This window comes from Pseudomonas sp. NPDC088368 (genome assembly GCF_044753445.1).
GTDB lineage: Bacteria > Pseudomonadota > Gammaproteobacteria > Pseudomonadales > Pseudomonadaceae > Aquipseudomonas > Aquipseudomonas bambusae.
In genome coordinates, this window is record NZ_JBIVNG010000016.1 from 50,975 (window position 1) to 75,989 (window position 25,015).

A 25,015-nucleotide genomic window follows, 5' to 3' on the forward strand; every position below is an offset into this window, starting at 1 on the left:
AGTCTGACCTGACAGGGCCAGCTTCTGGCCGAAGGCCGTAGGAGCTGTCGGGGTGGCGCTCCCACGCCTGCAGCAGAAGCCTGTTGCGGCGCGGTCCGAGTTTTTGATTCTGGCCGAAGGCCGTGGGAGCTGGCTTGCCTGCGATCTGGCGCGAAGCGGCAGCAAGATGGGTACATGCGTTGTGTCAGGCAGACGGAGTCGTAGGGTTTGCTGCCGGTTCCCGGCAGATCGCAGGCAAGCCAGCTCCTACGGCCTGCGGCCAGAATCAGACTGTGGGAGGTTCAGGGCAGGTGTCTGGCCAGAGTCAGGAACCCTACTGAGCCCCACGCCACTGCTTCGGACTCACCCCAAACCAGCGTTTGAACGCTCGCGAGAAGGCGCTGGTTTCGGAGTAGCCCAGCAGCGAGGCGAGTTGGGTGACGCTGAGGCTTTGCTGCTTGAGGTGGGCGAGGGCGGTTTCCTGGCGGATCTGGTCCACCAGTTGGGTGAAGCTCAAACCGTGGTCGCGCAGTTTGCGTTGCAGCGCCCATTCCGACAGGCCCAGATTGTGGGCGATCTCGTCAAGGGCAGGCTCACCCAAGTGCAGGGTGGCGAGGATGGTCTGGCGGGCGCGTTCCAGCAGCGTGGTTTCGCTGCCGTTGTCTCCCAGTTGGCGAATCGCGTCCTTGATCAACATCAGCAGAATCGGATCGCTGCCGGGCATCGCCTTGCCGATCAATTCTGATTTGGGAATCAGCAGCGAATTGCAGCCTTGGGCGAACTGCACGTCGGTGTGAAACACGTCGCGGTGTTCGTGCCAGTCCTGCGGCCTTGCGTGTTCGAAGGCCACTTGCCGAGGCGCCCAGTCCGGCCCCAACACATGGCGCACCAAATTCAGCGCCATGCCCATGGTCAGCTCGGCGTCCTGGCGACGTTCGTGAATCGCGCCATGCCGCACCTGATAATCGAAGCGGTAACACTCGCCCTGATCCACCAGTTCGATCAGCGTGCTGTGCTGATGAAAGGGAAAGGCCTCGGAAAAGTTGATCAGCGCGGCTTCCAGCGTCGGCGAACACAGCCCGATGTAGCCCAGCAAACCCAACGCCTGTGGCTGAAACTGCTGGCCATAGCGCAGGCCGAAATTGTCACACCCCGTCTGCCGCGCCGCCTCTTCCAGCACCTTGCAGTAGTTGGTGAGGGGCAGGCTGAGGGTCGGGTGCAGCAGTTGTTCGGGGTCGATGCCGGAGCGACCGAACACCCGATCCAGATCGCCACCGTGCTGCACGATGAACCCGTCCAGACCGTTGGCGGCAGCCGACAACACCCCGCGATGGCTGGCGGGGGAGGTATTCGGCGTCGCCTGCGGAATGAGGGTCTGCAGCATGGACGTGAGCGGCCTTCAGGGTCTGTATGAATTTCATTCAAGCAAATGTCATACCTTGTTACGGATAGAGGCCCCATTCCCATGGCGGGAATGAGACCTGTGCACGCGATCAACCCCTCTGCAGCTGACCGGCTTGCCGGGAGTGGCGGCGCTGAAACCGCCACCGTCGGCAAGTCGTACGGCTACAGCGTCGTGGCGAACGTGCTACCCATCGACCCACCCCACTGGGTACTGAGGTGCCACCCAACCCCCGTCAAACATGACCCGAGATAAAGCAAACCGCGCTCAACGCGCGCCAGCATGGCGCACCCCGCGCAAATACCCGGAAAACTTGACCGCACACGACAAACCCCGCTTTGCAGGGTCAAGCCTTGGCCGTAAACCTGTGGCTATGCTCGACGTCAGGCAAATTCCGTCGATTGGCTACCGGGGTGCACGCACATGACTGTTACACAACTCAAACCGACATTGGGAACCCTGCACCTGTGGGGATTGGCCGTGGGCCTCGTGATTTCCGGCGAATATTTCGGCTGGAGCTACGGCTGGGGCACCGCAGGCACCTTGGGCTTTCTGGTTACCACGCTGATGGTGGCGGTGATGTACACCTGTTTCATTTTCAGCTTCACCGAACTCACCACCGCGATCCCCAATGCGGGCGGCCCGTTCGCCTATAGCCTGCGGGCGTTCGGCGTGACCGGCGGGATGATCGCGGGCCTGGCGACGTTGATCGAATTCGTCTTCGCACCCCCAGCCATCGCCATGGCCATCGGTGCCTACCTCAACGTGCAATACCCGTCGCTGGACCCGAGGGTCGCGGCCATTGGTGCGTACATCGTGTTCATGACCCTGAACATCCTCGGCGTCAGCATCGCCGCCACCTTCGAACTGGTGGTGACCGTGCTGGCCGTCGCCGAGTTGCTGGTGTTCATGGGCGTCGTCGCGCCGGGCTTCAGCTTCAGCAACTTTGTGCTGGGCGGCTGGGCAGGTTCCGACACGTTCAGCCTGCCCGCGATCAGCGGCATCTTCGCGGCGATCCCGTTCGCGATCTGGTTCTTCCTCGCCATCGAAGGCGCCGCCATGGCCGCCGAAGAAGCCAAGGACCCGAAGCGCACCATCCCTCGCGCTTACGTGGCGGGCATTCTGACGCTGGTGGTGCTGGCGATTGGCGTGATGATCTTCGCCGGTGGCGTGGGCGACTGGCGCGCACTGTCGAACATCAACGACCCGTTGCCTCAGGCGATGAAAGCCGTGGTCGGCAACAATTCCAACTGGATGCACATGCTGGTGTGGATCGGCCTGTTCGGTCTGGTGGCGAGCTTCCACGGCATCATTCTGGGCTACTCCCGTCAGTTCTTCGCCCTGGCCCGTGCAGGTTTCCTCCCCGCGAGCCTGGCCAAATTGTCACGTTTCCAGACGCCGCATCGTGCCATTCTGGCGGGCGGCGTGATCGGCATTCTGGCGATCCTCAGCGACGGCCTGGTCAATCTGCAAGGCATGACCCTGACCGCCGCGATGATCACCATGTCGGTGTTTGGCGCTATTGTGATGTACATCGTCAGCATGCTTAGCCTGTTCAAACTGCGTCGCAGCGAGCCGAACCTCGAACGCAGCTTCCGGGCGCCGGGCTACCCCATCGTGCCGGGCATCGCGCTGGTGCTGGCGGTGGTCTGTCTGATCGCGATGGTGTGGTTCAATCTGGTCATCTGCGGCATCTTCATCGGCTTGATGGCCGTGGGTGCGCTGTTCTGCAAAGTGGTGCGTGGCCGTGGTGCCGTTGTGGCGGTCGCGGGTTAAGACGTTCGGTATCGAGAGAGGAAGCGGGCGATGAGTTTTTCCCACAGCATCGGTGGCATGGTCTGGCGTTTCGACAGCCTGCGGGAGCTCATGGCCAAGGCCAGTCCCGCACGCTCCGGCGACTTTCTCGCCGAAGTCGCCGCCACCAGCGATGCCGAGCGGGCGGCGGCGCAGATGGCCTTGGCCGACGTGCCGCTCAAGCGCTTCCTCAACGAGGCGTTGATCCCTTACGAACAGGACGAAGTGACGCGTTTGATTGTCGACACCCATGACTTGGCGGCCTTCTCACCGGTCAGTCACCTGACGGTCGGCGGCTTTCGCGACTGGCTGTTGGGGGACGACGCCACCGAGGCCAGCCTCAAGGCGCTGGCGCCGGGGCTGACACCTGAAATGGTCGCGGCGGTGTCGAAGATCATGCGCGTGCAGGACCTGGTGCTGGTGTCGCAGAAGATCCGCGTCGTCACCCGTTTCCGCAACACCGTGGGCCTGCGCGGACGGATGTCCACCCGCTTGCAGCCCAACCACCCGACGGACGACCCGGCCGGCATCGCCGCCAGCGTCCTCGACGGCCTGCTGTACGGCAACGGCGATGCCATGATCGGCATCAACCCGGCCACCGACAGCATCAGCGCCATCACCGAATTGCTGAAAATGCTCGACGGCGTGATCCGTCACTACGAGATTCCCACCCAGTCCTGCGTACTGACCCACGTCACCTCATCGGTGGCGGCGATTGAAAAAGGCGTGCCGCTGGACCTGGTGTTTCAGTCCATCGCGGGCACCGAAGCGGCCAACAGCGGCTTCGGCATCAGCTTGGAAATCCTGCGCGAAGGTTATGAAGCGGGCCTGAGTCTGAAACGCGGGACGCTGGGCAATAACCTGATGTATTTCGAAACCGGGCAGGGCAGCGCGCTGTCGGCCAACGCACACCATGGCGTCGATCAGCAGACCTGCGAAACCCGCGCCTATGCCGTGGCCCGGCATTTCAACCCGTTTCTGGTCAACACCGTGGTCGGTTTCATCGGCCCGGAATACCTGTACAACGGCAAGCAAATCATCCGCGCCGGGCTTGAAGACCACTTCTGCGGCAAGCTGCTGGGCGTGCCGATGGGCTGCGACATTTGCTACACCAACCACGCCGAAGCCGATCAGGACGACATGGACGTGCTGCTGACGCTGCTCGGGGTCGCCGGGATCAACTTCATCATGGGCATTCCCGGTTCCGACGACGTGATGCTCAATTACCAGACCACCTCGTTCCACGACGCGTTGTATGCACGCAAGACCATTGGCTTGCGCCCGGCGCCGGAGTTCGAGGAATGGCTGACGCGCATGGACATCCTGCGTCAGGACGACAACAGCGTCCGGTTGGGGCAGGGCGTGCCGCCATTGTTTCGCAAGGCGCTGGCGCAGTTGCAGTGAGGATGTTTGGCCATGAGTGACGACCACAACAAGACACCGGCCCAGGCCGACGCCTGGCAGCAGTTACGTTCGCTGACCTCGGCGCGGATTGCCTTGGGTCACGCCGGGACCAGCCTGCCGACGGCGGCGCAGCTGGATTTCCAGTTCGCCCACGCCCAGGCCCGCGATGCCGTGCATTTGCCCTTCGATCACGCGGGGTTGAGCGAGCAGTTGAATGGGCGACAGCGAGAAACCTTGACCGTGCACAGCTCGGCGCAAGACCGGAACATCTACCTGCAACGGCCGGATTTGGGGCGGCGCTTGTCGGCGGATTCGGTGGAGCACTTGCGTGGGTATGCCGAGGCGCACCCGGAGGGATTCGATCTGGCGGTGGTGGTGGCCGATGGGCTGTCGTCGCTGGCCGTGCAACGTCATAGCCCGGCCATGCTGGAGCGTATTGATGAACTGGCCGCAGCGGAGGGCTGGAGTCTCGCGCCTGTAGTCCTGGTGGAACAGGGCCGTGTCGCCGTGGCTGACGAGGTCGCCGAACTGCTAAAGGCGCGGATGGTGGTGATCCTCATCGGCGAACGCCCCGGCCTCAGCTCCCCCGACAGCCTGGGCCTGTATTTCACCTACGCGCCGCGGGTCGGCTTGAACGACGCGGCGCGCAACTGCATCTCCAATGTGCGGCTGGAAGGCATGAGCTACGCCATGGCTGCGCACAAGTTGCTGTACCTCATGCGCGAGGCCTGGCGCCGGCAATTGTCCGGGGTGACGTTGAAGGACGACGCGCAAGTGCCGGTGCTGGAAGGAACTGAAGCCGGACGGCCGGGGAATTTTTTGATTGGTGGGTGATGCATGATCTCTGCGCCAACATTAACCTCGTAGGTGCGAATTCATCCGCGAGACGTCGGGACATCCGACACCTCTCTGTCGCCTGTACCCTTTTCTTCGTCGGAATGCCGCCCAGAATGAATTCGCTCCCACAGGGGGATCGGCGTTCGACGCAGGTTCCTCGACTGAAACGCAGTTCCTCTGTGGGAGCGAATTCATTCGCGATGGGCCGGTACAGTCGACACATCTCCATCGCCCGAACCCTCTTCGTCGGAATGCCGCCCAGAATGAATTCGCTCCCACAGGGGGATCGGCGTTCGACGCAGGTTCCTCGACTGAAACGCAGTTCTTCTGTGGGAGCGAATTCATTCGCGAATAGGCCGGTCCAGTCGACACCTCTCTATCGCCAGTACCTTTTTCGTCGGAATGCCGCCCAGAATGAACTCGCACCTACAGATGGGTTGGAGCACTCACGATCACCGCTGCAACACCCATATCCGCGACAACAACTCATCCCGATCCACATAGCACCCCTGAAAATGACGTGCCCCGCTTTTGGGGTCAAAAGCGTCGCGGGCGTGGAGGGTGCGGCGGTTGTCGAAGCACCACAGCTGTCCTGCTTCCAGCCGCTGGCGAAACTGAAACCGGGCCTCGCGGGTCATCTCGATGAAGCGCCGGTAGGCCCGGTAATACGGCTGCATCAGCGCAGGCTCGATGTCGAACGGCCCGCGCAGAAAGTTCGCCATGCGCACCTCCGACACCTCCCCCCGAGCGTCCAGCGCGATGACCGGCGCCAGACAGCGGTAATCACTGCGACGGTCCTTGTTGCGAAACTCCACCGGCACCTCACACAGCAATCGATACGCCTCCGGGTCCTCCAGTCGCAAGGTCTCGGCCACCGCGAAGCCATCGACGAAACGGCTGTCGCCCCCTTGGGCGTTGTTCACCAGGCAATGCAGAAACTGCAAACCCGGCTGCAATTCTCGCGTCGGCAAATCCGTGTGCAGCGGCAGGTTGAAGGCGGTGTAGGCGTTGCTGTCCGCATTGGCTTTGGATTGCACGTTGAACAACACCCCGAAGTTGCTTTCGCGAATGAACGAAATCCGTCGCGCCAACGGGCTCAATGAGCCAGGTTCGGTGGGCACGCCGCGCACCTGGGTCAGCCCGACATCCCGTATCGCCAGCAGCCAGTCGAGCAGGGCATAGTCGTCTTCCATCACCGCCGCGTAGTCGAACACCGGCAGATCAAGCCCTGCGACCCAGCGCTGCTTGCGCGGGCGTTTCGCTTCCCGTTCCGCGCGGGAAGCGTCGTCGTAGGCATGGGCACGCAGCCAGCCGGGGTCGAAGCGGCTTTCATGGCCGTCCTGCCACCGCACCCGCAGGGCGCCGAACTCATCGATGTCGGCAGCGCGCACCTCAAGGTCGAGCGGCACGTCGGCGATCTCGAACACCTGCTCGCGGGTGACGCTGTACACGCACGCCTCGCAGGGACAGTTATCCCGCAGCCACAGCAGGTGAAAGGGGCTGCGACGCTGGTCAGCCCACAGCACTTCAATCAGCTCGGGCGTGGCGGTGACGCTGAGCAGCGGGCTGATCAGCGGGTAGGTGCGATAGTCGGCGATGGCGTTCATGGACGAGGCTCCTTGGGCATGATGGGGCAAAGTTCAGGGCGTGGCGGGTTGTTCCGAGGCGAGGCGGGTGGGCGCGAGGATGACCCGGACGGCATACACAGTGCCGATCAGAATCAGCACCAGACCGACAGCTTCGGCCATGCTCGGCAAGCGCTCGTGGAACGCCAGGCCTAGCAGGCTGGCGAACAGCGATTCCAGTGCGATCAATTGCCCGGAGAGCACCATCGGCAGGCGTCGCGAGGCGAGGTTCCAGGCCCCGGCGCCGATCACCGACGACAGCAGCGCGATCAACGCGGCCCAGCCGTACAGGTGCAGGGCGTCGGGTGTGGTAGCCCCAAGAACCGGGAGACGCAACAGGTTCGCAGCCCACGCCAGCGGGGTCAGCGCGACGGCGGCAAGCCCTGCGCCAATGGTCATCAGGCAGGTCCACGCTGCCGTCGCCTGAGTGTGCAGATGCACCATCGCGGCCTGATTCACCACGCTGAACGCCAGCCACAACAGCACGGCACCGAAGGAAAAGGCCAGGCCGAGGCCCAACGGCGTCGGGCCGCGGGCGGATTCGTTCAACAGGTTTAGATTGATCGCTACCAACCCGAGGCACAGCACCATCACCGGCACGGCCAACTGACCCCAGCGCAGTGATCGCTGTGTCGCATTGCCGAGCAAGGCCTGCAACACCGGCACGGCACCGATGAACGCGGCGATCAGCAACGGCCCGCCGTAGATCACTCCACCCGCGATGCAACTGCTGTAGCCCAAATACCCCACCACACCGAGGCCCATGCCGGTCAGCCACTGCCGAGGGCGCAGGCCCCGCAACTGGGCACGGTAGAACGGCAGCACACAAACGCCGATCAGCCCGGCCATCATGAAACGCACGAGCATGAAGTCCTGAATGCTGTAACCCTGCAACACGTACGGCGAGATGAAATTGCTCGCCCAGCACAGCGTCGCCAGCACGGCGAAGGCGACGCCTTGGAGGAGGGTGGAGCGTGATGTGGGCATGGAAGCTCCTGTCGATGAAGGTCGCGTTTCTGCCGAAGGCGTAGGAGCTGTCTTGCCTGCGATCTGCCGGGCACCGGCAGTAAATCATGCGCATGCGGAGTGTCAGGCAAATCGGAGTCGCCAGATTTTGCTGTCGCTTCGCAACAGATCGCAGGCAAGCCAGCTCCTACGCCTTCGGGAGAAGCAGGCAGCGCTCCTACGGCCTTCGGCCAGAAGCGGGCACGCGTAAGTCCTGTTGAGCGCCATCTTGCCGATCCACCGCGCTGTGCTACAAATGATGTCTTCGTCGCGATGTATTACCTGAAATTATGAATAAGCTCGGCAAATCCCTCCCGCCACTGGCCAGTCTGTTGCCCTTTGAGGCGGCCGCTCGGCTGTTGAGTTTTTCCCGTGCCGCCGAGGAGCTGAACCTCACTCAGGCGGCGGTCAGTCGGCAGATTCGGGCCCTGGAAGACGATCTCGGTATCGCCCTGTTCCAGCGTCGCAACCGGGCCGTGTTTCTGACCGATGCGGGACGCGAGCTCAACCTCACGTTGGGTAATGCATTGCGCGACGTCGCCAGCACCTCGGACCGACTGCGCGGGGTGGCGGGGAAGAATGAAGTGGTGTTGCTGTGTCAGCCCTGCGAGGCGTTTCACTGGCTGATGCCGAGGCTGTCGAATTTCCATCAGCAGTACCCGGAAATCGAACTGAAGATGGTCACCTGGGCCAATCCACTGACCGACTTTCAGGGCTATTTCGACGTGGCGATGCAGAGCAGCAACCGCGACCACGGCCTGCACCCGTTGCTGTTCACGGCGGCCGACGACGTTTTCCCGGTGTGCAGCCCCGCCTACGCGAAAGGCCGAACGCTGCCCATCGCCCTCGACAATCTGCACGGCCACACGCTGCTGCACCACGATGCGCAGCCGGTCTATCAACTGGAATGGGACACCTGGCTGGCGACGTTCGGCGTTGACGTGCCGCGACAGTCGAGGGGGCTGGCGTTCGACAGCTACTCGCTGATGCTGCATGCGGCGGTCGAAGGGCATGGCCTGGCGATGGGTTGGCGACGCACGTCACAGCGCATGCTCGACAGCGGCGCCCTGATCGCGCCGTTCACCCAGAGCGTGCACCTGGACAACGCGCTGTCGGTCTACCGCCGCCACGGTCAGGCGCGCCGTGAGGAGGCGAGCCTGTTGGTGGCGTGGCTGAAGGCCGAATTGCGGTAGGGAAGGTCAGGCCCCGGTGAGCATCAGGTCGAGATTCTGCACCGCCGCCCCGGCCGCCCCTTTGCCCAAATTGTCGAAGACCGCCGCCAGCATCACGTGCCCGGCGTTTTCGAAGACCATCAAGCGCAATTTATCGGTGCCATTCAGCGCCCGTGGGTCCAGCCCGGACAGCGCTTTCGCCTCGTCCATGCCCATTACCTCGACAAACCCGCTGACTGCGTAATGCTGCGCGAGGCACGCGTGCAGCGCCGCGCCATCCACGCCCGGCGGCAACAAACGCACTTGCAGGGCGATGGTCAGCACGATGCCCTGACGAAACGAGCCGTAGGCCGGAATGAACACAGGCCGCTCGGACAACCCGCCGTACTGCTGAATCTCCGGCACGTGCTTGTGTGCCAGGCCCAACCCGTAAATCTGGAAGGGCGTCGCTTGGGCGGCATCCGGCCCTTCGAACTCCTCGACCCCGGCGCGCCCTTTGCCGGAATACCCCGACACCGCGTTGATCGTGATCGGGTAGTCGCGGGGCACCAGACCCGCGTCCAGCAGCGGCCGCAACAGGCCCACCGCGCCGGTGGGGTAGCACCCCGGATTGCTCACCCGCTTGGCCGTGGCGATGGCGGCCTGTTGCTCCGCGCTGATCTGCGCAAAGCCATACACCCATTCCGGGTCGGTGCGGTGCGCGGAGCTGGCGTCGATCACCCGCACGTTGGGGTTCTCGATGCTGGCAGCGGCGGCGCGAGCGGCGTCGTCCGGCAGGCACAGAATGGCGATGTCACAGGCGTTGATCGCGGCCAGGCGGCTTTGCGGATGCTTGCGCTGCTCGGCAGGCAAAGTGACCAGAGTCAGGTCGGTGCGCCCCTGTAGCCGCTGGTGTATCTGCAAGCCGGTGGTGCCTTGGTCTCCGTCGATGAAAACCACAGGAAGGGTCATGTCGGTGTCTCGCTGAATGCCGTTGATGGCAATCATCTTCCGACAGGGCGTAGGATAGAAAAAGTTGAATTTTATGACGCTGATCGTCAGCTTTTCTGAAGGATACATACGCCATGCGCGAAATCAGCCTCGACCGTTTGCGCACCTTGGTAGCGATTGCCGATCACGGCTCGTTTGCCGAAGCGGCGCGGGTGTTGAACCTGGCGCCGCCAACGGTCAGCCTGCACATCGCCGATCTGGAAGCGCGGGTAGGCGGCGCGTTACTCTCGCGCACCCGAGGCAAGGTGCAGCCTTCGGCCATCGGTGAAACCCTGATCGAACGGGCGCGGCGTCTGCTGGCCGATGCTGAACAGGCGCTCGAAGACGTGGAACGTCAGGTGTTGGGGCTGGCGGGCCGCGTACGCCTGGGGGCGTCCACCGGGGTGATCGCCCAGTTGATCCCTCAGGCGCTGGAAACCCTCGGCCACACTCACGGGGGCATCGATGTGCAAGTCGCCGTGCTGACGTCGCAGCAGACCCTGCAAAAACTCGTCGATGGTAGCCTCGACATCGGCGTGATCGCCTTACCGCAACCGCCCGTCAAAGGCCTGCGCATCACGCCGTGGCGGCGGGACCCGGTCATGGCGTTTTTGCCCGCGCGTTGGGACAGTCCCGAGGTGATCACGCCGTCGTGGCTGGCCGGGCAGGCGCTGATTCTCAACGACCCCTCGACCCGGCTTTCGCGTCAGGTGGGGGAGTGGTTCGCCAATGAAGGACCGCAGCCGACGCCGCGCATCCAGCTCAATTACAACGACGCGATCAAGAGCCTGGTGGCGGCAGGTTACGGCGCGACGTTGCTGCCCCACGAAGCGTCCACGCCGTTGCCGGACAGTCGCGTTGTCATGCGCCCGCTGCAACCGCCGTTGTCGCGGGAATTGGGGGTCGCGCACCGGGCCGGGGAGGTCGAGCGTTCGACCGGGCATGTGCTGGAGGTGTTGTGGGGCTTACAGGCGTGGTAGTGATGGCGGGTTTTGCTGGAGAGAGATTTGTCGGCGGCGATGCCTGAAGCGGTCATCGCCATCGACAGGTGCTGTTACGCGTAAAGACGTGCGTCAGCGGGTGTTAGCGTGGGTGGCATTCGCCGTCGTTCCACGCGGCCTTGTCCAGAGGAGTCAGCCCCGGAATCACGAACGCGCTGCAGGCGAATTTGCGGCCGCGAGCGGTGGTGGCGTCGTAAGTCAGCTTTTGTCCGCCGAGGGCGTTTTGCTTGGCGTACTGGATGTTGGTGACGGTGATCTCATCCGAGGATGCCAGGCCCAGGGTCTTGGCTGTGGCCGTTTGCACTTCGGTCATGTTGACCTGCGCAGAACCACACGCCGACAACAGCACACTCATCCCCGCGATCATCACGGCGCGCAATTTCCATGTAGTCATTTTCACTCTCCATCCCAAATAAAGTTCAGGCACGGGCGCACCTGAAATATCTACCGTGTTGTTCTTGATTTTGTTGAAAACCGACAGGGTTAAGCGCTCCGGCAGCTGTCGAGGCAGAGACGATAGGGGCATTGAGAGGGCTTCGCAACATAGAAGGGATCCAATAGCGTGACGCTGTTCTCATTTCTGAAACGGCTACTAGCACGTTGCCAGTAACTGTGATCGTCCAGATCGACGCTGCTGAACGTCTGCTGACAGGTCGATTCGTGGGGCAGCAAAGCGTCTGAAACGCTGCTTTAATGAGCGCTCATTGCAGCGCCGTCGCGCCGGTGGGTTCAGGTTCGGTGGCTATTCGACCATTGCTGAGGAAGTGCACAGATGACCCGTCTCACTGCCAAGGATTTCGCCCCCGAGTTGCTGGAGCTGTATGACTTCTACGTCCACGGCAAGATCAATCGCCGTGAGTTTCTCGACCGCGCGGCGGTCTTCACGCTGGGCGGCCTGACCGCCACGTCCATCCTTGCTTCGCTGACCCCTGATTACGCGCTCGCCGAGCAGGTGGCGTTCACCGACCCTGACATCGTGGCCGAGTACATCACGTACCCGTCGCCCAAGGGCAATGGCCAGGTGCGGGCCTATCTGGTGCGCCCGGCGAAAGCGTCGGCCAAGGTGCCTGCGGTGTTGGTGGTGCATGAAAACCGGGGCTTGAACCCCTATATCGAAGACGTGGCGCGGCGGGTGGCCAAGGCGGGTTTCGTGGCGCTGGCGCCGGACGGGTTGTCGTCGGTGGGCGGCTATCCCGGCAACGATGACATGGGCCGGGACCTGCAATTGAAGGTCGACCCGGAAAAGCTGATGAATGATTTCTTCGCGGGGATCGAGTGGTTGATGGGGCATCACGCGACAACGGGCAAGGTGGGGATCACCGGGTTCTGTTACGGCGGCGGGGTGGCGAACGCGGCGGCGGTGGCGTATCCGGAGTTGTCGGCGGCGGTGCCGTTTTACGGGCGGCAGCCTAAGGCGGAGGAGGTGAGCCGGATCAAGGCGCCGCTGTTGTTGCATTACGCGGAGTTGGACAAGCCGATTACGGATGGCTGGCCGGCGTATGAGCAGGCGTTGAAGGCGGCGGGGAGGACGTATGAGGCGCACATTTACAAGGGTGCGAATCATGGTTTTCACAATGATTCGACGCCTCGGTATGACGAGGCGGCGGCGAAGCTGGCGTGGGATCGGACGGTAGCGTGGTTTAACAAGTATTTGGTGTAACGGGGGCGGGATCTGGATCTGGATCTTGGATCTGGTGAATATCCATTCGCGGTGGTGTTGCTGATGTCGGTTCCGCTCTTACAGCGGGTCACTTTTGTAAGAGCGACAAAAGTAACCAAAAACGCCTGCTCCTGGTTTGGCCCTGACTTCGTCAGGGTTCCCTCTCTCCGGCGACGCTCCGTGGGCCCGCGCCGAACGGACATCCATGTCCTTGCGGCGCTCTCGCGGCATCCATGCCGCTCGGCCCACTCCGCGCCGCCTGCGTTCGGCCTGCACCCAAGTCGCGTTCTGCGGCGTCTGAACTATTGCGTAAGAAAATCAAAAGCTGCCTCGCTGGAGCTAACGCTCTTCGCGAGTGCGCAGATTTTTATGACACACCTCGATTCCCCTGTGGGAGCGAATTCATTCGCGAATGGGCGGTACAGCCGCCACATCTCCACCGCCAGATCCATTTTTCTTCGGAATACCGCCCACAATGTGGGCTGCTGTGTGGCCTGCGACTGCGGGTGTTCTGGCTGATATGTTCTTCAAACTTCCGCTCATCACAAAACAACACTTCCACGGCTGTTCCGTGTATCCTGCGAAACTTGTCGCCAAGTGCTCTAGAGACGATGTATACAATTTCTCTGTCACTTCTATGGCGTCAATGATTTGAAACTTGCCGGAGCCGGTCGTCTGTCTTTGGATCCCTGTTCGGTAATCACTGCTACATTGAACTGTAACTAACCTGTGGTGTTGGCAGATCCGCCCGCGACATTATTAATCCCCAATAAGTTCAACGCTTTACATTCAAGTGTGGACTGGCGCACACTCTTCCCTGTCCTGAAGTCCCCGCTGCACGGGTGATGGCGCAATGCCAAACCTTACATTGACCCTTCTTTTCGACAAAAGTTTAATCACTTCCTAAGTTGTTAAAAGCGTTATGAAACCTTTTGCAAAGTGTTTTTTATCTGCTAATAATCTGTCCTGTTTCGGGCACTAAGGACTGCTCCAGTTTCACAGTGAAGTGAACATCGAATTGATTTTCCGATTACCGCCGTCCGACCATTACTAGAACTTTCGAGCGACTTGAGCACTTTCGCTGCAAGTACGCTGCCGTGCGGCGCATGCAAATGCGCGGGAGGAATACGAATGGCTCGAGCTCACCCCAAACTCAAGGTGTTGTCGATTTTTGGCACACGCCCGGAGGCCATCAAGATGGCCCCGCTGGTCAAGGCGCTGGCTGCCGAACCTGGCATCGATTCGCAGATCTGCATCACTGGCCAGCATCAGAGCATGTTGCAGCAGGTGTTGGACATGTTCGAGCTCAAGGCCGATTACACCCTCGACGTGATGACGCCAGGGCAGACGCTGAACACCCTGACCGCCGCACTCTATGCGGCCATTGACCCGGTCCTCGACGCCGCCCGGCCTGACAAGGTGCTGGTGCATGGTGACACCACCTCGGCGATGGTTGCGGCGATGTCCGCGTTTCACCGGCGGATTCCGGTGGCGCACATTGAAGCGGGTCTGCGCACCGGTGATATTCATCAGCCGTGGCCGGAAGAGATGAACCGCCGCAGCATCGATCTGATTTCCGATCACCTGTTCACCCCCACGGCCCAGTCTCGCCGTAACGTGTTGGGCGAGCGGTTGCAGGGCACGTCGTTCGTCACGGGCAACACCGTGATCGACGCGCTGAAAATGACCGCTGAACGCATCGACAGCAACCGCCAGTTGCGCGTCGCCCTCGACCGTCAATTCAGCTTTCTCGACGCCAGTCGCAAGTTGCTGTTGGTGACCGGGCATCGTCGCGAGAACTTCGGTGACGGCTTCCTTGATATCTGCAAGGCGCTGCGCACGCTGGCCAGCCGCAACGATATTCAGATCGTCTACCCGGTTCACCTGAACCCCAACGTGCTGGGGCCGGTGACCGAGCATCTGGGCGATCTGCCCAATGTGCACCTGATCAAACCGCTGGACTATCTGTCCTTCGTGCGCCTGATGCAGCTGGCCCATGTGGTGCTGACTGACTCCGGCGGCGTGCAGGAAGAAGCGCCGTCCCTCGGCAAGCCAGTGTTGGTAATGCGTGACGTGACCGAACGCCCGGAAGCGGTGGCTGCTGGCACGGTCCGTTTGGTGGGCACTGACCCCGACACCATCGTGCGCGGCGTCTGCGCGCTGTATGACGATGAGCACCTGTGGCGCATGGCGTCGCAATCGGCCAACCCCTATGGCGACGGCAAGGCGTGCTCGCGCATCGTCGATGCGCTGATGGGCCGGCCGGTGGACGAGTTCGTCGTGGAGACGCCCGCTCGGCGATCCGAATCCGTCGAGGTGCAGCGCCCGCAGCCTCAGCTGCGTTCGGTGTCCAGTCTGCATTAGCGACGACACTGAGCGCCCGCTGAACGCCTGCCGTGGCGTTCAGCCTTCGGCGTAAAGCCCATAAAGAAAGCCCCGTGCCGCGAGCCCCGCGAAGAAGTCACGGCTGACCCTGTCGGCCGGGTCTTTCATGCGCCGGTCTCCCGTGTTTCGTCCGATTTTTGACCGAGATCTGCCTGAATGAAGTCTTCCGTTACCGTTCACTCGGGGGCGCTCAGTGCCCTTGCCTGCGGCATGAGCCTGCTGGCCGTCACGCCCGCCTTTGCCGCCGAGAGCCCGTTGAGTCAGGCCATCAGCCGCCTGGCCGCTGACACCCGTCAGCAGCGGGTCATTGACTTGAAGGACTTGGGCATCGACCGCCCGATCATCCTCAACGCCACGGACGCTCGCCGTGAGCTGTACCTACCCGTCCCTGCCGACGTGCCGCTGACCGATGCCACGCTGCATTTCGACGCGAGCTACCTGAACGGTGAATCCGGGCGCAACACGCTGCTGCTGTCCCTGGACGGTTACCCGGTGCGGGCCATGGGGCTGAACGAAGGGGAGGGCGACGCCAGCGCCACACTGGGGGTCGACAAGTCGCCCCGGGACAGCGGCTCGGTGCGTCTGGGCGTGGCGTGGTCGTCAATCATTTCCCGCATGCAATGCGAAGACGAACGCGCCATTGGCAACGTGCTGCGCATCGATCCTCACAGCCGTTTGAGCTACAGCTTCGACGCCAGCCAGTTGCAAGACGTCGGCGCCGCGTGGAATGCGCTGCCGGGCAAACCGGGGATTCTGGTTGCGCCGGGTGCGTTGTCCAGCGCCAGTTATGACGCCGCCTGGCGTCTCGGCGTGGCGCTTGAGCGCATCGGCAAGCAGGCGCGCATTGTGTCGTTCCCGTCGGTCAAGGACAGCATCGAGCTGGGCGACCTGAACATTCCGGCTGAACTCAAACAGATCCCCGCTTTCGCCAGCCTCGACGGCAAGGGGCTGCACACCCTCGACGACCCGGCGCAGATCGGCGCGCTGTTGGTGTTGGGCCAGACCCCGGCGCTCAATGCCGACCTGGCCATCAACGACCCTCAGTTGCTCAAGGCGGTGACCGAATCGCTGGACGCCTTGCAGGCACAGATTCAACGCCTCGACGCTTCGGCGGGCAGCGCGTTCACACAATGGCGCGACCGTCACGTCAACGGCGCGCTGGCTTCGGGCACCGACAACGTGCGCCTGGCCATGCTCGGCGCGCACCCCTTGCTGCTGATTAATCAGGACGCCGCTGGAAAAGCCATCGGCCTGTTCAGCGCCGCCTGGAACAAACTGGCCCGCACCCGCCAACTCACCGTCGGCGAAGAGGCGAACATGCCCCTGAGCGAAGACGGCCGCGTTGCGCTGTCCCGACTGGGCGGCAAGCCCGGCAGCGTCGATGTGCTGGCCAAGACCGACTGGAGCGCGAGCTTCCCGTTGGGCGCCGTGGCCTACGACGGGCGCGTGCCGGTCAGTGCGGCGGTGGACGTGTCCGCTGCACCTGGCGCTTCCGGCACGCCACCGATTGCCAGCCTGTTCCTCAACGACTATTTGATCGGCGCCAAACAGCTCGATGCCGATGGCCAGAAAGAACGCATCGAAGCGCGCATTCCGCGTTACGCCTTGGGTTCGCAGAACATTCTGCGTGTGTCGTTCCAGCGTCAGCCGGTCAGCGACCTGTGCCGTGAAACGCCGCAAGCGTTCCCGGTTGCGGTCCTGCCGAGCAGCCACATCACCCTGGACAAGGCGCCGCTGGACAGCGACTTCTCCGGCATGGCCGCGCGCTTCGCGGCGGGTGCTCAGGTCGTGGTCCCGCAAAGCTACCTCGACCGCCCGGCGGCCAGCCTGCCGCAGGTGATCCGCATCGCCAGCGCCAGTGGTGTGTCGCCGTTGCGTGCCGACTTCAAGGTCAGCAGCGACGCCAAGGCCGCGCTGTCGCCGGACAAATCGTTCCTCGCCTTCGAAGTGCCAGTCAAAGACAGCACGGAATCGGTACAGGTCAACGGCGAAGGCCACCTGCTGATCAACCAGAAGGAACAAACCCTGCTGGACCTGAAAACCCTCAATCACCTGGCCGCCCTGCAAGTGGTCGATTCGGGCAGTCAGCACGGCATGATCTACCGCACCCTCGGCGGACAGGCGCCGAACTTCGCTCGCCCGGTCCTGCTGGAGCGCGGCAACGTCACGGTGCTAGGTGACAACGGCCCGCTGACCACCTTCGACGCGAAGGACCCGACCGGCAGCCAGATGATCGACGACGAAGAACCGAAAGGCTTCGACGCCTGGCGTAAACCGTCGGCCCTGTGGCTGATTCCTGCGGCCGTGATCGCCTTCCTTCTGTTGTTGCTGGCCGGCCACCGCGCCCGTCGCAATCGCCAGTAAACGGGAGCCGCGATGACCTCGCTTTATTGGCCTTACTGGCTGGCCCATTACTACAGCGCGCTGGAAGTCGCGACCATCGTGGTCGCGGCGATCATCCTGATTTCCAGCCTGGACGATCTGTTCATCGACCTGTGGTACTGGGCGCGACGCCTCTACCGCAAGTTCACGGCCGAGCGCCGCTACCGTCCGTTGACCGCTGAACAGTTGATCGCCCGCGACGAGCAGCCGCTGGCGATCATGGTCCCGGCGTGGCTGGAATACGACGTCATCGCGCCGATGATCGAGAACATGGTCTCGACGCTGGACTACCAGAACTACGTGGTCTTCGTCGGCACCTACGTCAACGATCAGCGCACCATTGACGAAGTCGAGCGCATGCGCCGTCGCTACAAACAGCTGCACCGGGTGGAAGTGCCCCACGCGGGTCCGACCTGCAAGGCGGACTGTCTGAACTGGGTGATTCAGGCGATCTTTCTCTATGAAAAGACCCACGGCGTGAATTTCGCCGGGGTGGTGTTGCACGACAGCGAAGACGTGCTGCACCCGCTGGAAATGCGCCTGTTCAACTACCTGCTGCCGCGCAAGGACATGATCCAGCTGCCGGTGGTGTCGCTGGAGCGCAATTGGTACGAGTGGGTCGCAGGCACGTACATGGACGAGTTCGCCGAGTGGCACGGCAAGGACCTCGTGGTACGCGAAAGCATGACCGACAGCGTGCCATCGGCGGGCGTCGGCACCTGTTTCTCGCGTCGCGCCCTGCAAGTGTTGGCGGACGAAAACACCAACCAGCCGTTCAACACCGACAGCCTCACCGAAGACTACGACGTGGGTGCGCGACTGGCCCGTTACGGCATGAGCGCAATCTTCGTGCGCTTCCCGGTGCAGTACCGGGTGCTGCGCAAATCGTGGTTCCGTGAGCCGTACGAATCGACGCTGGAAATGCCGCTCTGCGTGCGGGAGTTCTTTCCCGACACCTTCCGCACGGCGTTCCGGCAGAAAGCCCGCTGGACGCTGGGCATCGGTTTGCAAGGCTGGGAACAGATGGGCTGGAGCGGTTCGTTGGCCAACCGCTATCTGCTGTTTCGCGACCGCAAGGGCATCGTGACGTCGTTCGTCAGCATCATCGCTTACCTGATCCTCGCGCAATTGCTGGCGCTGATCGTGCTGCGCGCCAGCGGCCTGTGGAACACCAGCTTCCCGACGCCGTTCGAGACCAACGGTTTCGTCGGTTTCCTGCTGGCGGCCAACGGCATCGCGCTGCTGTGGCGCATGGCGCACCGCTGCTACTTCACCACCATCATTTACGGCTGGCAGCACGGCCTGCTGTCGATGCCGCGCATGGTGGTGGGCAACTTCGTCAACTTCATGGCTGCCGCCCGGGCCTGGCGTCTGTTTCTGGTGGGCAAGGTGCTCAATCGCAAACTGGTCTGGGACAAGACCATGCACGATTTCCCCTCCACCGACCTGGTCGCCCGTGCGCCGCGCAAACTCGGCAGCGTGTTGCTGTCGTGGCAAGCGATCAACGACGAAAACCTGCAAAGCGCGCTGGACGAACAACAGACCCGGCAAATGCCGCTGGGCCGCATCCTGCTCAGCCACGGCTGGCTCGACGACGAAACCCTCGCCGAAGCCATCGCTTTCCAGAACGACCTGCCACGGGTGTTTGACCTCGCGGCCAAAGTGCAACCGCAGTCGGCGCTGGCGGATGAGTTCTGCCTGCGCTGGCGCGTTGTGCCTTTGGCGCTGGACATTGACGGCCGCCCTGAAGTCGCCGTGGCCAGCCCGCTGTCGGACGAAGGCGTGCAGCAGATCACCGAACAGATGGGCGCTGAGCCCGTGCAGCTGATTGCCCGGGAAAGCGAGATCGTCGAGCAATTGCGCCGTCTCGACGTGGTGGCGGGTCAGCCGTTGCCATCGGCCACGCCGCTGCTGGGCGACTTGCTGATCGAGCAAGGCCTGCTGGACCGGCAGACCTTCAACCGCGCCATGTTGCAGTACCGGCCCCATGTGCATGGCCGCATCGGCGATTACCTCGTCGACACCGGCGTGCTGTCGCGGGAAACCATCGAGCAGGCCGTGGCCCGGCAACACCGCCATTCCTCACCGGACGCCTCAACGGAGCAGCCCTCATGAGACTTCGACTTTTTCTGGGCCTGAGCGTCCTGCCTGCGCTGTGCCACGCCGAGTTCAACTCGACCACGCAACCGCAGATCCTGCCGCTGGCCCTGACCGGCCCGGCATTCGAGATCGCCAATCAGGCCTACGCCGCCTACAACGACAAGGATTACGACCTCGCCATCGCCAAGGCCCAGGAAGCCTTGCGTCAGCGCGCCGATGTTGACCGCTTGCGCAAACTGATTCTGCTGGCGGAGCGGGACAAGGATCGTCGCGATCACCCCGAGCGTTATCCCGGCAACAAGAAGGGCTTCCAGAACGGCGACCGCTCGTTGCGGGCCTACGCCAACGGCGATTACAACCGGGCAGCGGAGTTCGCCCGAAAAGCCATCGCCGAGTCGCCGAAGAACCCGGACTACCGGATGATGCTGATCGAAGCCCTGCAACGTCAGCAAAACCTGGACGGGGCCGAAGCCGCCATCAACGACGCCGTGGCCGTGCTGGGGGACTTGCCGCAACTGACCCGTCGTCGAGAGGCGCTGCACGAACAACGGGCAGTCAACATCGCCGCAGCGGGGTACGCCTCGCTGGCCCGTGGCGACAACGACGGCGCCGTCAGCTACGCCCGCGACGTGGTGCACCAGTACCCGCAGGAAATCGCCTACCGACGCCTGCTGGTCAGCGCGTTGATCGCTCAGGAGCAATACGCGGCAGCCCGTTCAGCCGCCACCGAAGCACTGGCCCTCAAAGGCAACGATGCGCCGCTGCTGGCCCAGCGCGGGCAGATGCGCATGCGCCTGGGCGACAAGCGCGGCGCGCAGCAGGATTTCAGCCAGGCGCTGGCCGTCGGCACCTTGCCGCTGCGTGATCAGTCGTCGCTGTATGCGGCGCTGGGTCAACCGAAAGAGGCCTTGGCGCGCATGCAACAGGCGCGGGCCAAGGGCGAGCTGAAGCGTGGCGACGAAGTGCAGATTGCCTACTTTCTGAGTCAGGCGGGGGATGATCGCGGCGCGCTGGCAGAATTCAAACGCGTGGACCGCACCCAGGGCCTGAGCCTCAAGGAAACCCAGGACGCCGCCTACAGCGCCATGCGTGCGCCGGACGATGTGCAGGCCATCGCCTATTTCAAGCGCGTGCTGGATTACCAGGAGACCGGCGATCTGAAGATGCCCGATCAACAGGTGTTCGACACCCGCCGCGCGGTGTCCGACCTGTCCCGCCTCTGGGGGGTGACCAACACCACGACCTATCGCGGCGCCAGCACCTCCAATGGTTTGAGCGGCGCACCAAGCAGCAGCAACGACAGCGTGCAGAACAGCACCGAAATTTTCTGGCGTCCTGAAGGCTATCGCGATGCGCGCTTCGTCGAGCTGTACGGTCGCGTGACCGACACGTTGTGGAACAAGGAAAGCGGCAACGATAAGGGCCTGGATGCCTTGCAAGGCGCGGTCGGGATTCGCGTCAAACCGTTCACCGAATACAACGTGATGGCTGCGTTCGAACGCACGTTCCCGTTGGCGGGCAGCAATGTCAGCGGCGACTGGCTGGTGCGTCTAGGCTACGGTTCGAGCATCGGCACGGACCTGCGGGTCGATGTGCCGAGCTGGTGGACCTCGCAGTTCTACGCCGAAGGCGGGCGCTACCTGCGGGACAAGCGCAACTACTTCAACAGCGAGTGGCAACTAGGGCGCAGTATTCGCCTGGACCGGGTCAGCCCGCGTCTGGTGATCTTCCCGCACGTCGTCCTCGCGGCGGATTACGACTCGAAAATGCACAGCTCGGTGGATGCCATGGGCCGCAACAAGACGTCCTCCGATAACGCGGGCGGTGCGGGTGTCGGGATTGGCGTGCGCTACTGGTTCCGCGAAACCAAACACAAGGCGCCGCAGTCCTACATCGACTTCTCCGTGCAATACCGGGAGAAGATTTTCGGGGACGACAGCGCGCAAGGGGTCTTTGCCCGCATGACCTATTCGTGGTGACGTTTTGCAAGGATCTGCCATGTCACGCCTGCTGAAAACCTCCCTCGCCGCGCTGTTGATCGGCGCGCTGGGCGTGGCCATCGATGCGCTCTACGAACTGGGGCAGGGCACGCGGCCGAACATCGTCGGCATCGTCTGGCAGCCGGACAACGCCACGGTCGGGATTCACGGGGACTGGCAAAAACTCGGCGTGCGCGAATTGCTGGTGCAGTGGACGGCAGTGGACGGGCAGGCGTTCGTGCCCGGTTCCGGCCTGCCTGAAGTGCCGGTGCTGCCGGACTGGGCGCGCATCGCCAAAGCGCCTTGGGCGCAGGACGCGATTGTCGGGTTGGCCGGGTTCTTCAGCGAAAACCGTTCGCGGGACAACATTGAAGAACTGGCGACGCTGTCCGAACGGCTGGCCAAGGTGAAGACGCCGCTGAACGTGACGGGCTGGTATTTTCCGGCGGAAGTCGACCCCAGCTGGAGCCGCGCCAAAGAACTGCCCGCGCTGCTGGCCCGCCTGCCGAGGCCGTTGTGGATCAGCGTCTACGACGGCGCCAACATCGGGCCCGAGGCGACGGCTGACTGGCTCAAGACCTGGCTGCCGGACGACATCGGCGTGTTCTTTCAAGATGGCGTCGGCGTATACGCCCGCACCGCGCCCGTGGCCCGAACCTATGCCGACGCCTTGCGCAAAAAACTCGGGAAACAGCGGGTGAAAATCATCGTCGAAGCCTTCCGCCCGCAAGTGGGCGGAGGGTTCCGACCGGCGACCGTCGATGAACTCAGGCCACAACTTGCTGCGTACCGGGGCTACCCGCTCTACCTGTTCGACGGCCCGCATTACGTCCCGCCGGACGTGGTGGAGGGGTTGGCGAGGTAGCGCCCGCGTTCCTTCAGACACACCGCGTATTCAGGGTTTACTGCCGCTGCGGTCGGACGCGACCCCGGGCTGATCGCAGGCAAGGTGGAGCGCCACCCCGGCAGCTCCTACGGCCTCCGGCCAGAATCAGAGACTGAGCCGTGCCTCAATCCGCTTCTGCCGAAGGCGTGGGAGCAAGCTTGCTCGCGATCTGTCGCGAAGCGGCAGCAAAATCAGACTCCCTCGGCTTCGTCAGACACACCGCATGCGCAGATTCTACTGCCGGTGCCCGGCAGATCGCAGGCAAGCCAGCTCCTACGGCCTTCGGCCAGAATCAGAATCGCTGTGACCTTTCACACCCTCCGCAATCCCATCACTGCGGATTACGCCGCTCTTCCACTTCAGCCAACACCGCCAAATCCATCTCCCCCTGACCGTGATCCACCGCGTCCTGCAAATTGTCGCGGACCCGCTCGGCGGTCGGCATCTCAACCGACACCTGCTGGGCCGCCGCCAGCACTAAATCCACGTCCTTCAACCCCAACACCGCCTTGAACGCTGCCGGCTCATACCGACGCTCACCGATCAACCCGCCATACCCCGCATACACCGGGCCGGGGAAGATGGTGTTGGAAATCAGGTCGACGAAGTCCTTCGACTCCAGACCATGCCGCGTCACCAGCACCGCCGCTTCGCTGACCGCCTGCACCGCAGACACGATCATGAAGTTGGCCGCCAGCTTCATCGCGTTCGCCGCCGACGCTTTCTCTCCAAGCGGCCAGGTTTTACGACCGATCAAATCGAACAGCGGCTGAACCTTGGCAATCGCCTGTTCAGGCCCTGCGGCCAGGATATTGAGCTGCGCCGCCGCTGCCACGTTCGGCCGACCCAACACCGGCGCCGCAATGTAATCCACGCCCTGCGCCTTGTGCCGTTCAGCCAGCTCATCGGCGAATTCCACCGAAATGGTCGCCATGTTGACGTGGATCAGCGGCCCTTTGAGCTGTTGCAGCAGCCCCGAATCCAGCAACACCGACCGCAACGCCTTGTCGTCGGCGAAGATGCTGAACGCCACGTCGACGGCGAACGCCTGAGCCGGGTCTGCTGCCGCCTTGGCGCCCAGTTCGACCAATGGCTCAGTGGCCTTCGGCGAGCGGTTCCAGACCACCAATTCGTGGCCGCCCTTCAACAGATTGGCCGCGATGGCCTGACCCATGTTGCCCAGTCCCAAGAAACCGATTTTCATCCGAAGTGCCTCCAGAAAGTGATGCCCGCAGGCCACGCACTGTAGCACCTCGACCGGTCAACGCACGCGGTCAGCCCTGCAACGTCTCGGTGATCCGCCGCAGCATCGCGTCGCACGCCGCCAGTTGCGCCACGCTGACGAACTCGTCTGGCTTGTGCCCCTGATCCATGCTGCCCGGCCCGCACACGACGGTGGGGATGCCGATGGCGTCGAACAGCCCGCCCTCGGTGCCGAACGCCACCGTGGTGAACGCGTCCGAACCGCAGAATTGTGCGATCAACTGCGCGGCCTGACCCTTCGCGTCCGTCGCCAGACCGGGGTACGCCGACAACTCGGTGAACCGGATGTCGCTGCCCGGATGCACCGCTTGCATGCGCGGCAGGACCTGGTCCTTGGCGTAGTCCTGCAACTGTTGCGCGACGTCGAGCGGGTCATGGGCGGGCAGGGCGCGCACCTCGAAATCGAAGCGGCAATCGGCGGGCACGATGTTCAAGGCCTTGCCGCCGCTGATCACGCCGGTCTGCACCGTGGTGAACGGCGGATCGAAGCGTGCGTCGTGCAGTTCTGGAGCGCGCAACGTCGAACCAATGCGGCCCAATTCGCCGATCAGTTCGGCTGCGTATTCGATGGCGTTCACGCCCTGAGGCGCATAAGCCGAATGGCAGGCCGCGCCGTGTACGTCGCAGCGCATGGCCAGTTTGCCTTTGTGGCCCAACACCGGCTTGAGTTCGGTGGGTTCGCCGATGATGCACAGCAGCGGTTTGACTGGGCGTTGCTCCAGTTCCGCCAGCAACGAACGCACGCCGAGACAGCCGACTTCTTCGTCATAGGACAGCGCGATGTGCACCGGCATTTTCAGCGGCGCGGCCAGCAAACCGGGCACGGCCGCCAGCACGCAAGCGATGTAGCCTTTCATGTCCGCCGTGCCGCGCCCGAACAGCTTGCCGTCATGCTCGCTGAGTTCGAACGGCGCCACGGTCCACGGCTGGCCGTCCACCGGCACCACGTCGGTGTGGCCCGACAGCACGATACCGGGCAGGTCCGCAGGGCCAATCGTCGCGAACAGATTGGCCTTGCTGCGCGACGCGTTGTAAATCAGCTCGCAGGGCACGTCGAGCCCGGCCAGATAGTCCCGCACGAACTCGATCAAGTGCAGGTTCGATTCGCGGCTGGTGGTGTCGAACCCCACCAGCGCGGCCAACAAGTCCCGGCTGTTCATGCTGTGCACCCT

18 protein-coding genes are annotated in these 25,015 nt (G+C 63.1%); 11 read left to right on the forward strand and 7 right to left on the reverse strand.

The features are described from left to right. Positions 1-313 precede the first annotated feature (313 nt). On the reverse strand, positions 314-1,363 hold the full coding sequence (locus ACIQAL_RS28745; RefSeq protein ID WP_401151473.1) for an AraC family transcriptional regulator: 1,050 nt from the start codon (positions 1,361-1,363) through the stop codon (positions 314-316). Between the two features lie 441 nt (positions 1,364-1,804). Here ACIQAL_RS28745 and eat point away from each other — a divergent pair, with 441 nt between their 5' ends. The 3 genes from eat to eutC are packed head-to-tail and all read left to right on the forward strand — an operon-like array spanning position 1,805 to position 5,413. Continuing rightward, complete coding sequence (gene eat, locus ACIQAL_RS28750; RefSeq protein WP_341958834.1) at positions 1,805-3,157, forward strand: ethanolamine permease; 1,353 nt, start codon at positions 1,805-1,807, stop codon at positions 3,155-3,157. Between the two features lie 30 nt (positions 3,158-3,187). After that, positions 3,188-4,579 carry an ethanolamine ammonia-lyase subunit EutB gene (locus ACIQAL_RS28755; protein ID WP_401151475.1) on the forward strand — a complete coding sequence of 464 codons (1,392 nt, stop codon included), beginning with the start codon at positions 3,188-3,190 and terminating at the stop codon, positions 4,577-4,579. 12 nt (positions 4,580-4,591) lie between these two features. After that, complete coding sequence (gene eutC, locus ACIQAL_RS28760) at positions 4,592-5,413, forward strand: ethanolamine ammonia-lyase subunit EutC (protein ID WP_401151477.1); 822 nt, start codon at positions 4,592-4,594, stop codon at positions 5,411-5,413. Positions 5,414-5,868: 455 nt separating this feature from the next. Here eutC and ACIQAL_RS28765 read toward each other — a convergent pair whose 3' ends face one another. Beyond that, a complete protein-coding gene (locus ACIQAL_RS28765; RefSeq protein WP_401151480.1) occupies positions 5,869-7,023 on the reverse strand; it encodes a gamma-butyrobetaine dioxygenase in 1,155 nt (384 codons plus the stop codon). Between the two features lie 33 nt (positions 7,024-7,056). Then, a complete protein-coding gene (locus tag ACIQAL_RS28770; protein ID WP_401151483.1) occupies positions 7,057-8,028 on the reverse strand; it encodes a DMT family transporter in 972 nt (323 codons plus the stop codon). A 308-nt stretch (positions 8,029-8,336) separates the two neighbouring features. Between ACIQAL_RS28770 and ACIQAL_RS28775 the strand changes: the two genes are divergently transcribed. Further along, positions 8,337-9,239: a LysR substrate-binding domain-containing protein gene (locus ACIQAL_RS28775; RefSeq protein ID WP_401151486.1), complete on the forward strand. Its 903-nt coding sequence runs from the start codon at positions 8,337-8,339 to the stop codon at positions 9,237-9,239. A 6-nt stretch (positions 9,240-9,245) separates the two neighbouring features. Here ACIQAL_RS28775 and argC read toward each other — a convergent pair whose 3' ends face one another. Then, a complete protein-coding gene (gene argC, locus ACIQAL_RS28780; RefSeq protein WP_401151489.1) occupies positions 9,246-10,169 on the reverse strand; it encodes an N-acetyl-gamma-glutamyl-phosphate reductase in 924 nt (307 codons plus the stop codon). 113 nt (positions 10,170-10,282) lie between these two features. Between argC and ACIQAL_RS28785 the strand changes: the two genes are divergently transcribed. After that, the gene (locus tag ACIQAL_RS28785; RefSeq protein ID WP_401151492.1) at positions 10,283-11,167 is read left to right on the forward strand and encodes a LysR family transcriptional regulator; all 885 of its coding nucleotides are present in this window, start codon (positions 10,283-10,285) and stop codon (positions 11,165-11,167) included. 103 nt (positions 11,168-11,270) lie between these two features. Here ACIQAL_RS28785 and ACIQAL_RS28790 read toward each other — a convergent pair whose 3' ends face one another. After that, positions 11,271-11,582, reverse strand: a complete 312-nt coding sequence (locus ACIQAL_RS28790; protein WP_166598320.1) for a hypothetical protein — start codon at positions 11,580-11,582, stop codon at positions 11,271-11,273. Positions 11,583-11,960: 378 nt separating this feature from the next. On the opposite strand from ACIQAL_RS28790, the gene yghX reads away from it, so the two are divergent. The 6 genes from yghX (at position 11,961) to ACIQAL_RS28820 (ending at position 22,559) form a co-directional block, all read left to right on the forward strand. Next, on the forward strand, positions 11,961-12,848 hold the full coding sequence (gene yghX, locus ACIQAL_RS28795) for a YghX family hydrolase (protein ID WP_401151495.1): 888 nt from the start codon (positions 11,961-11,963) through the stop codon (positions 12,846-12,848). 1,131 nt (positions 12,849-13,979) lie between these two features. Next, positions 13,980-15,212 carry a non-hydrolyzing UDP-N-acetylglucosamine 2-epimerase gene (gene wecB, locus ACIQAL_RS28800; protein ID WP_401151497.1) on the forward strand — a complete coding sequence of 411 codons (1,233 nt, stop codon included), beginning with the start codon at positions 13,980-13,982 and terminating at the stop codon, positions 15,210-15,212. Positions 15,213-15,389: 177 nt separating this feature from the next. Next, the gene (locus ACIQAL_RS28805; RefSeq protein ID WP_401151500.1) at positions 15,390-17,597 is read left to right on the forward strand and encodes a cellulose biosynthesis cyclic di-GMP-binding regulatory protein BcsB; all 2,208 of its coding nucleotides are present in this window, start codon (positions 15,390-15,392) and stop codon (positions 17,595-17,597) included. A 12-nt stretch (positions 17,598-17,609) separates the two neighbouring features. Then, positions 17,610-19,730, forward strand: a complete 2,121-nt coding sequence (locus ACIQAL_RS28810) for a glycosyl transferase family protein (RefSeq protein WP_401151502.1) — start codon at positions 17,610-17,612, stop codon at positions 19,728-19,730. Further along, positions 19,727-21,694 (forward strand): tetratricopeptide repeat protein, encoded by a 1,968-nt coding sequence (locus tag ACIQAL_RS28815; RefSeq protein ID WP_401151505.1) that lies wholly within the window; start codon positions 19,727-19,729, stop codon positions 21,692-21,694. The genes ACIQAL_RS28810 and ACIQAL_RS28815 overlap by 4 nt, the downstream gene beginning before the upstream one ends. A gap of 19 nt (positions 21,695-21,713) precedes the next feature. Beyond that, complete coding sequence (locus ACIQAL_RS28820; RefSeq protein ID WP_401151507.1) at positions 21,714-22,559, forward strand: hypothetical protein; 846 nt, start codon at positions 21,714-21,716, stop codon at positions 22,557-22,559. A gap of 352 nt (positions 22,560-22,911) precedes the next feature. On the opposite strand, the gene ACIQAL_RS28825 is transcribed toward ACIQAL_RS28820, so the two are convergent. Continuing rightward, positions 22,912-23,784: an NAD(P)-dependent oxidoreductase gene (locus ACIQAL_RS28825; RefSeq protein WP_401151510.1), complete on the reverse strand. Its 873-nt coding sequence runs from the start codon at positions 23,782-23,784 to the stop codon at positions 22,912-22,914. A gap of 70 nt (positions 23,785-23,854) precedes the next feature. Further along, a complete protein-coding gene (gene argE / locus ACIQAL_RS28830) occupies positions 23,855-25,003 on the reverse strand; it encodes an acetylornithine deacetylase (protein WP_401151513.1) in 1,149 nt (382 codons plus the stop codon). Positions 25,004-25,015: the final 12 nt, after the last annotated feature.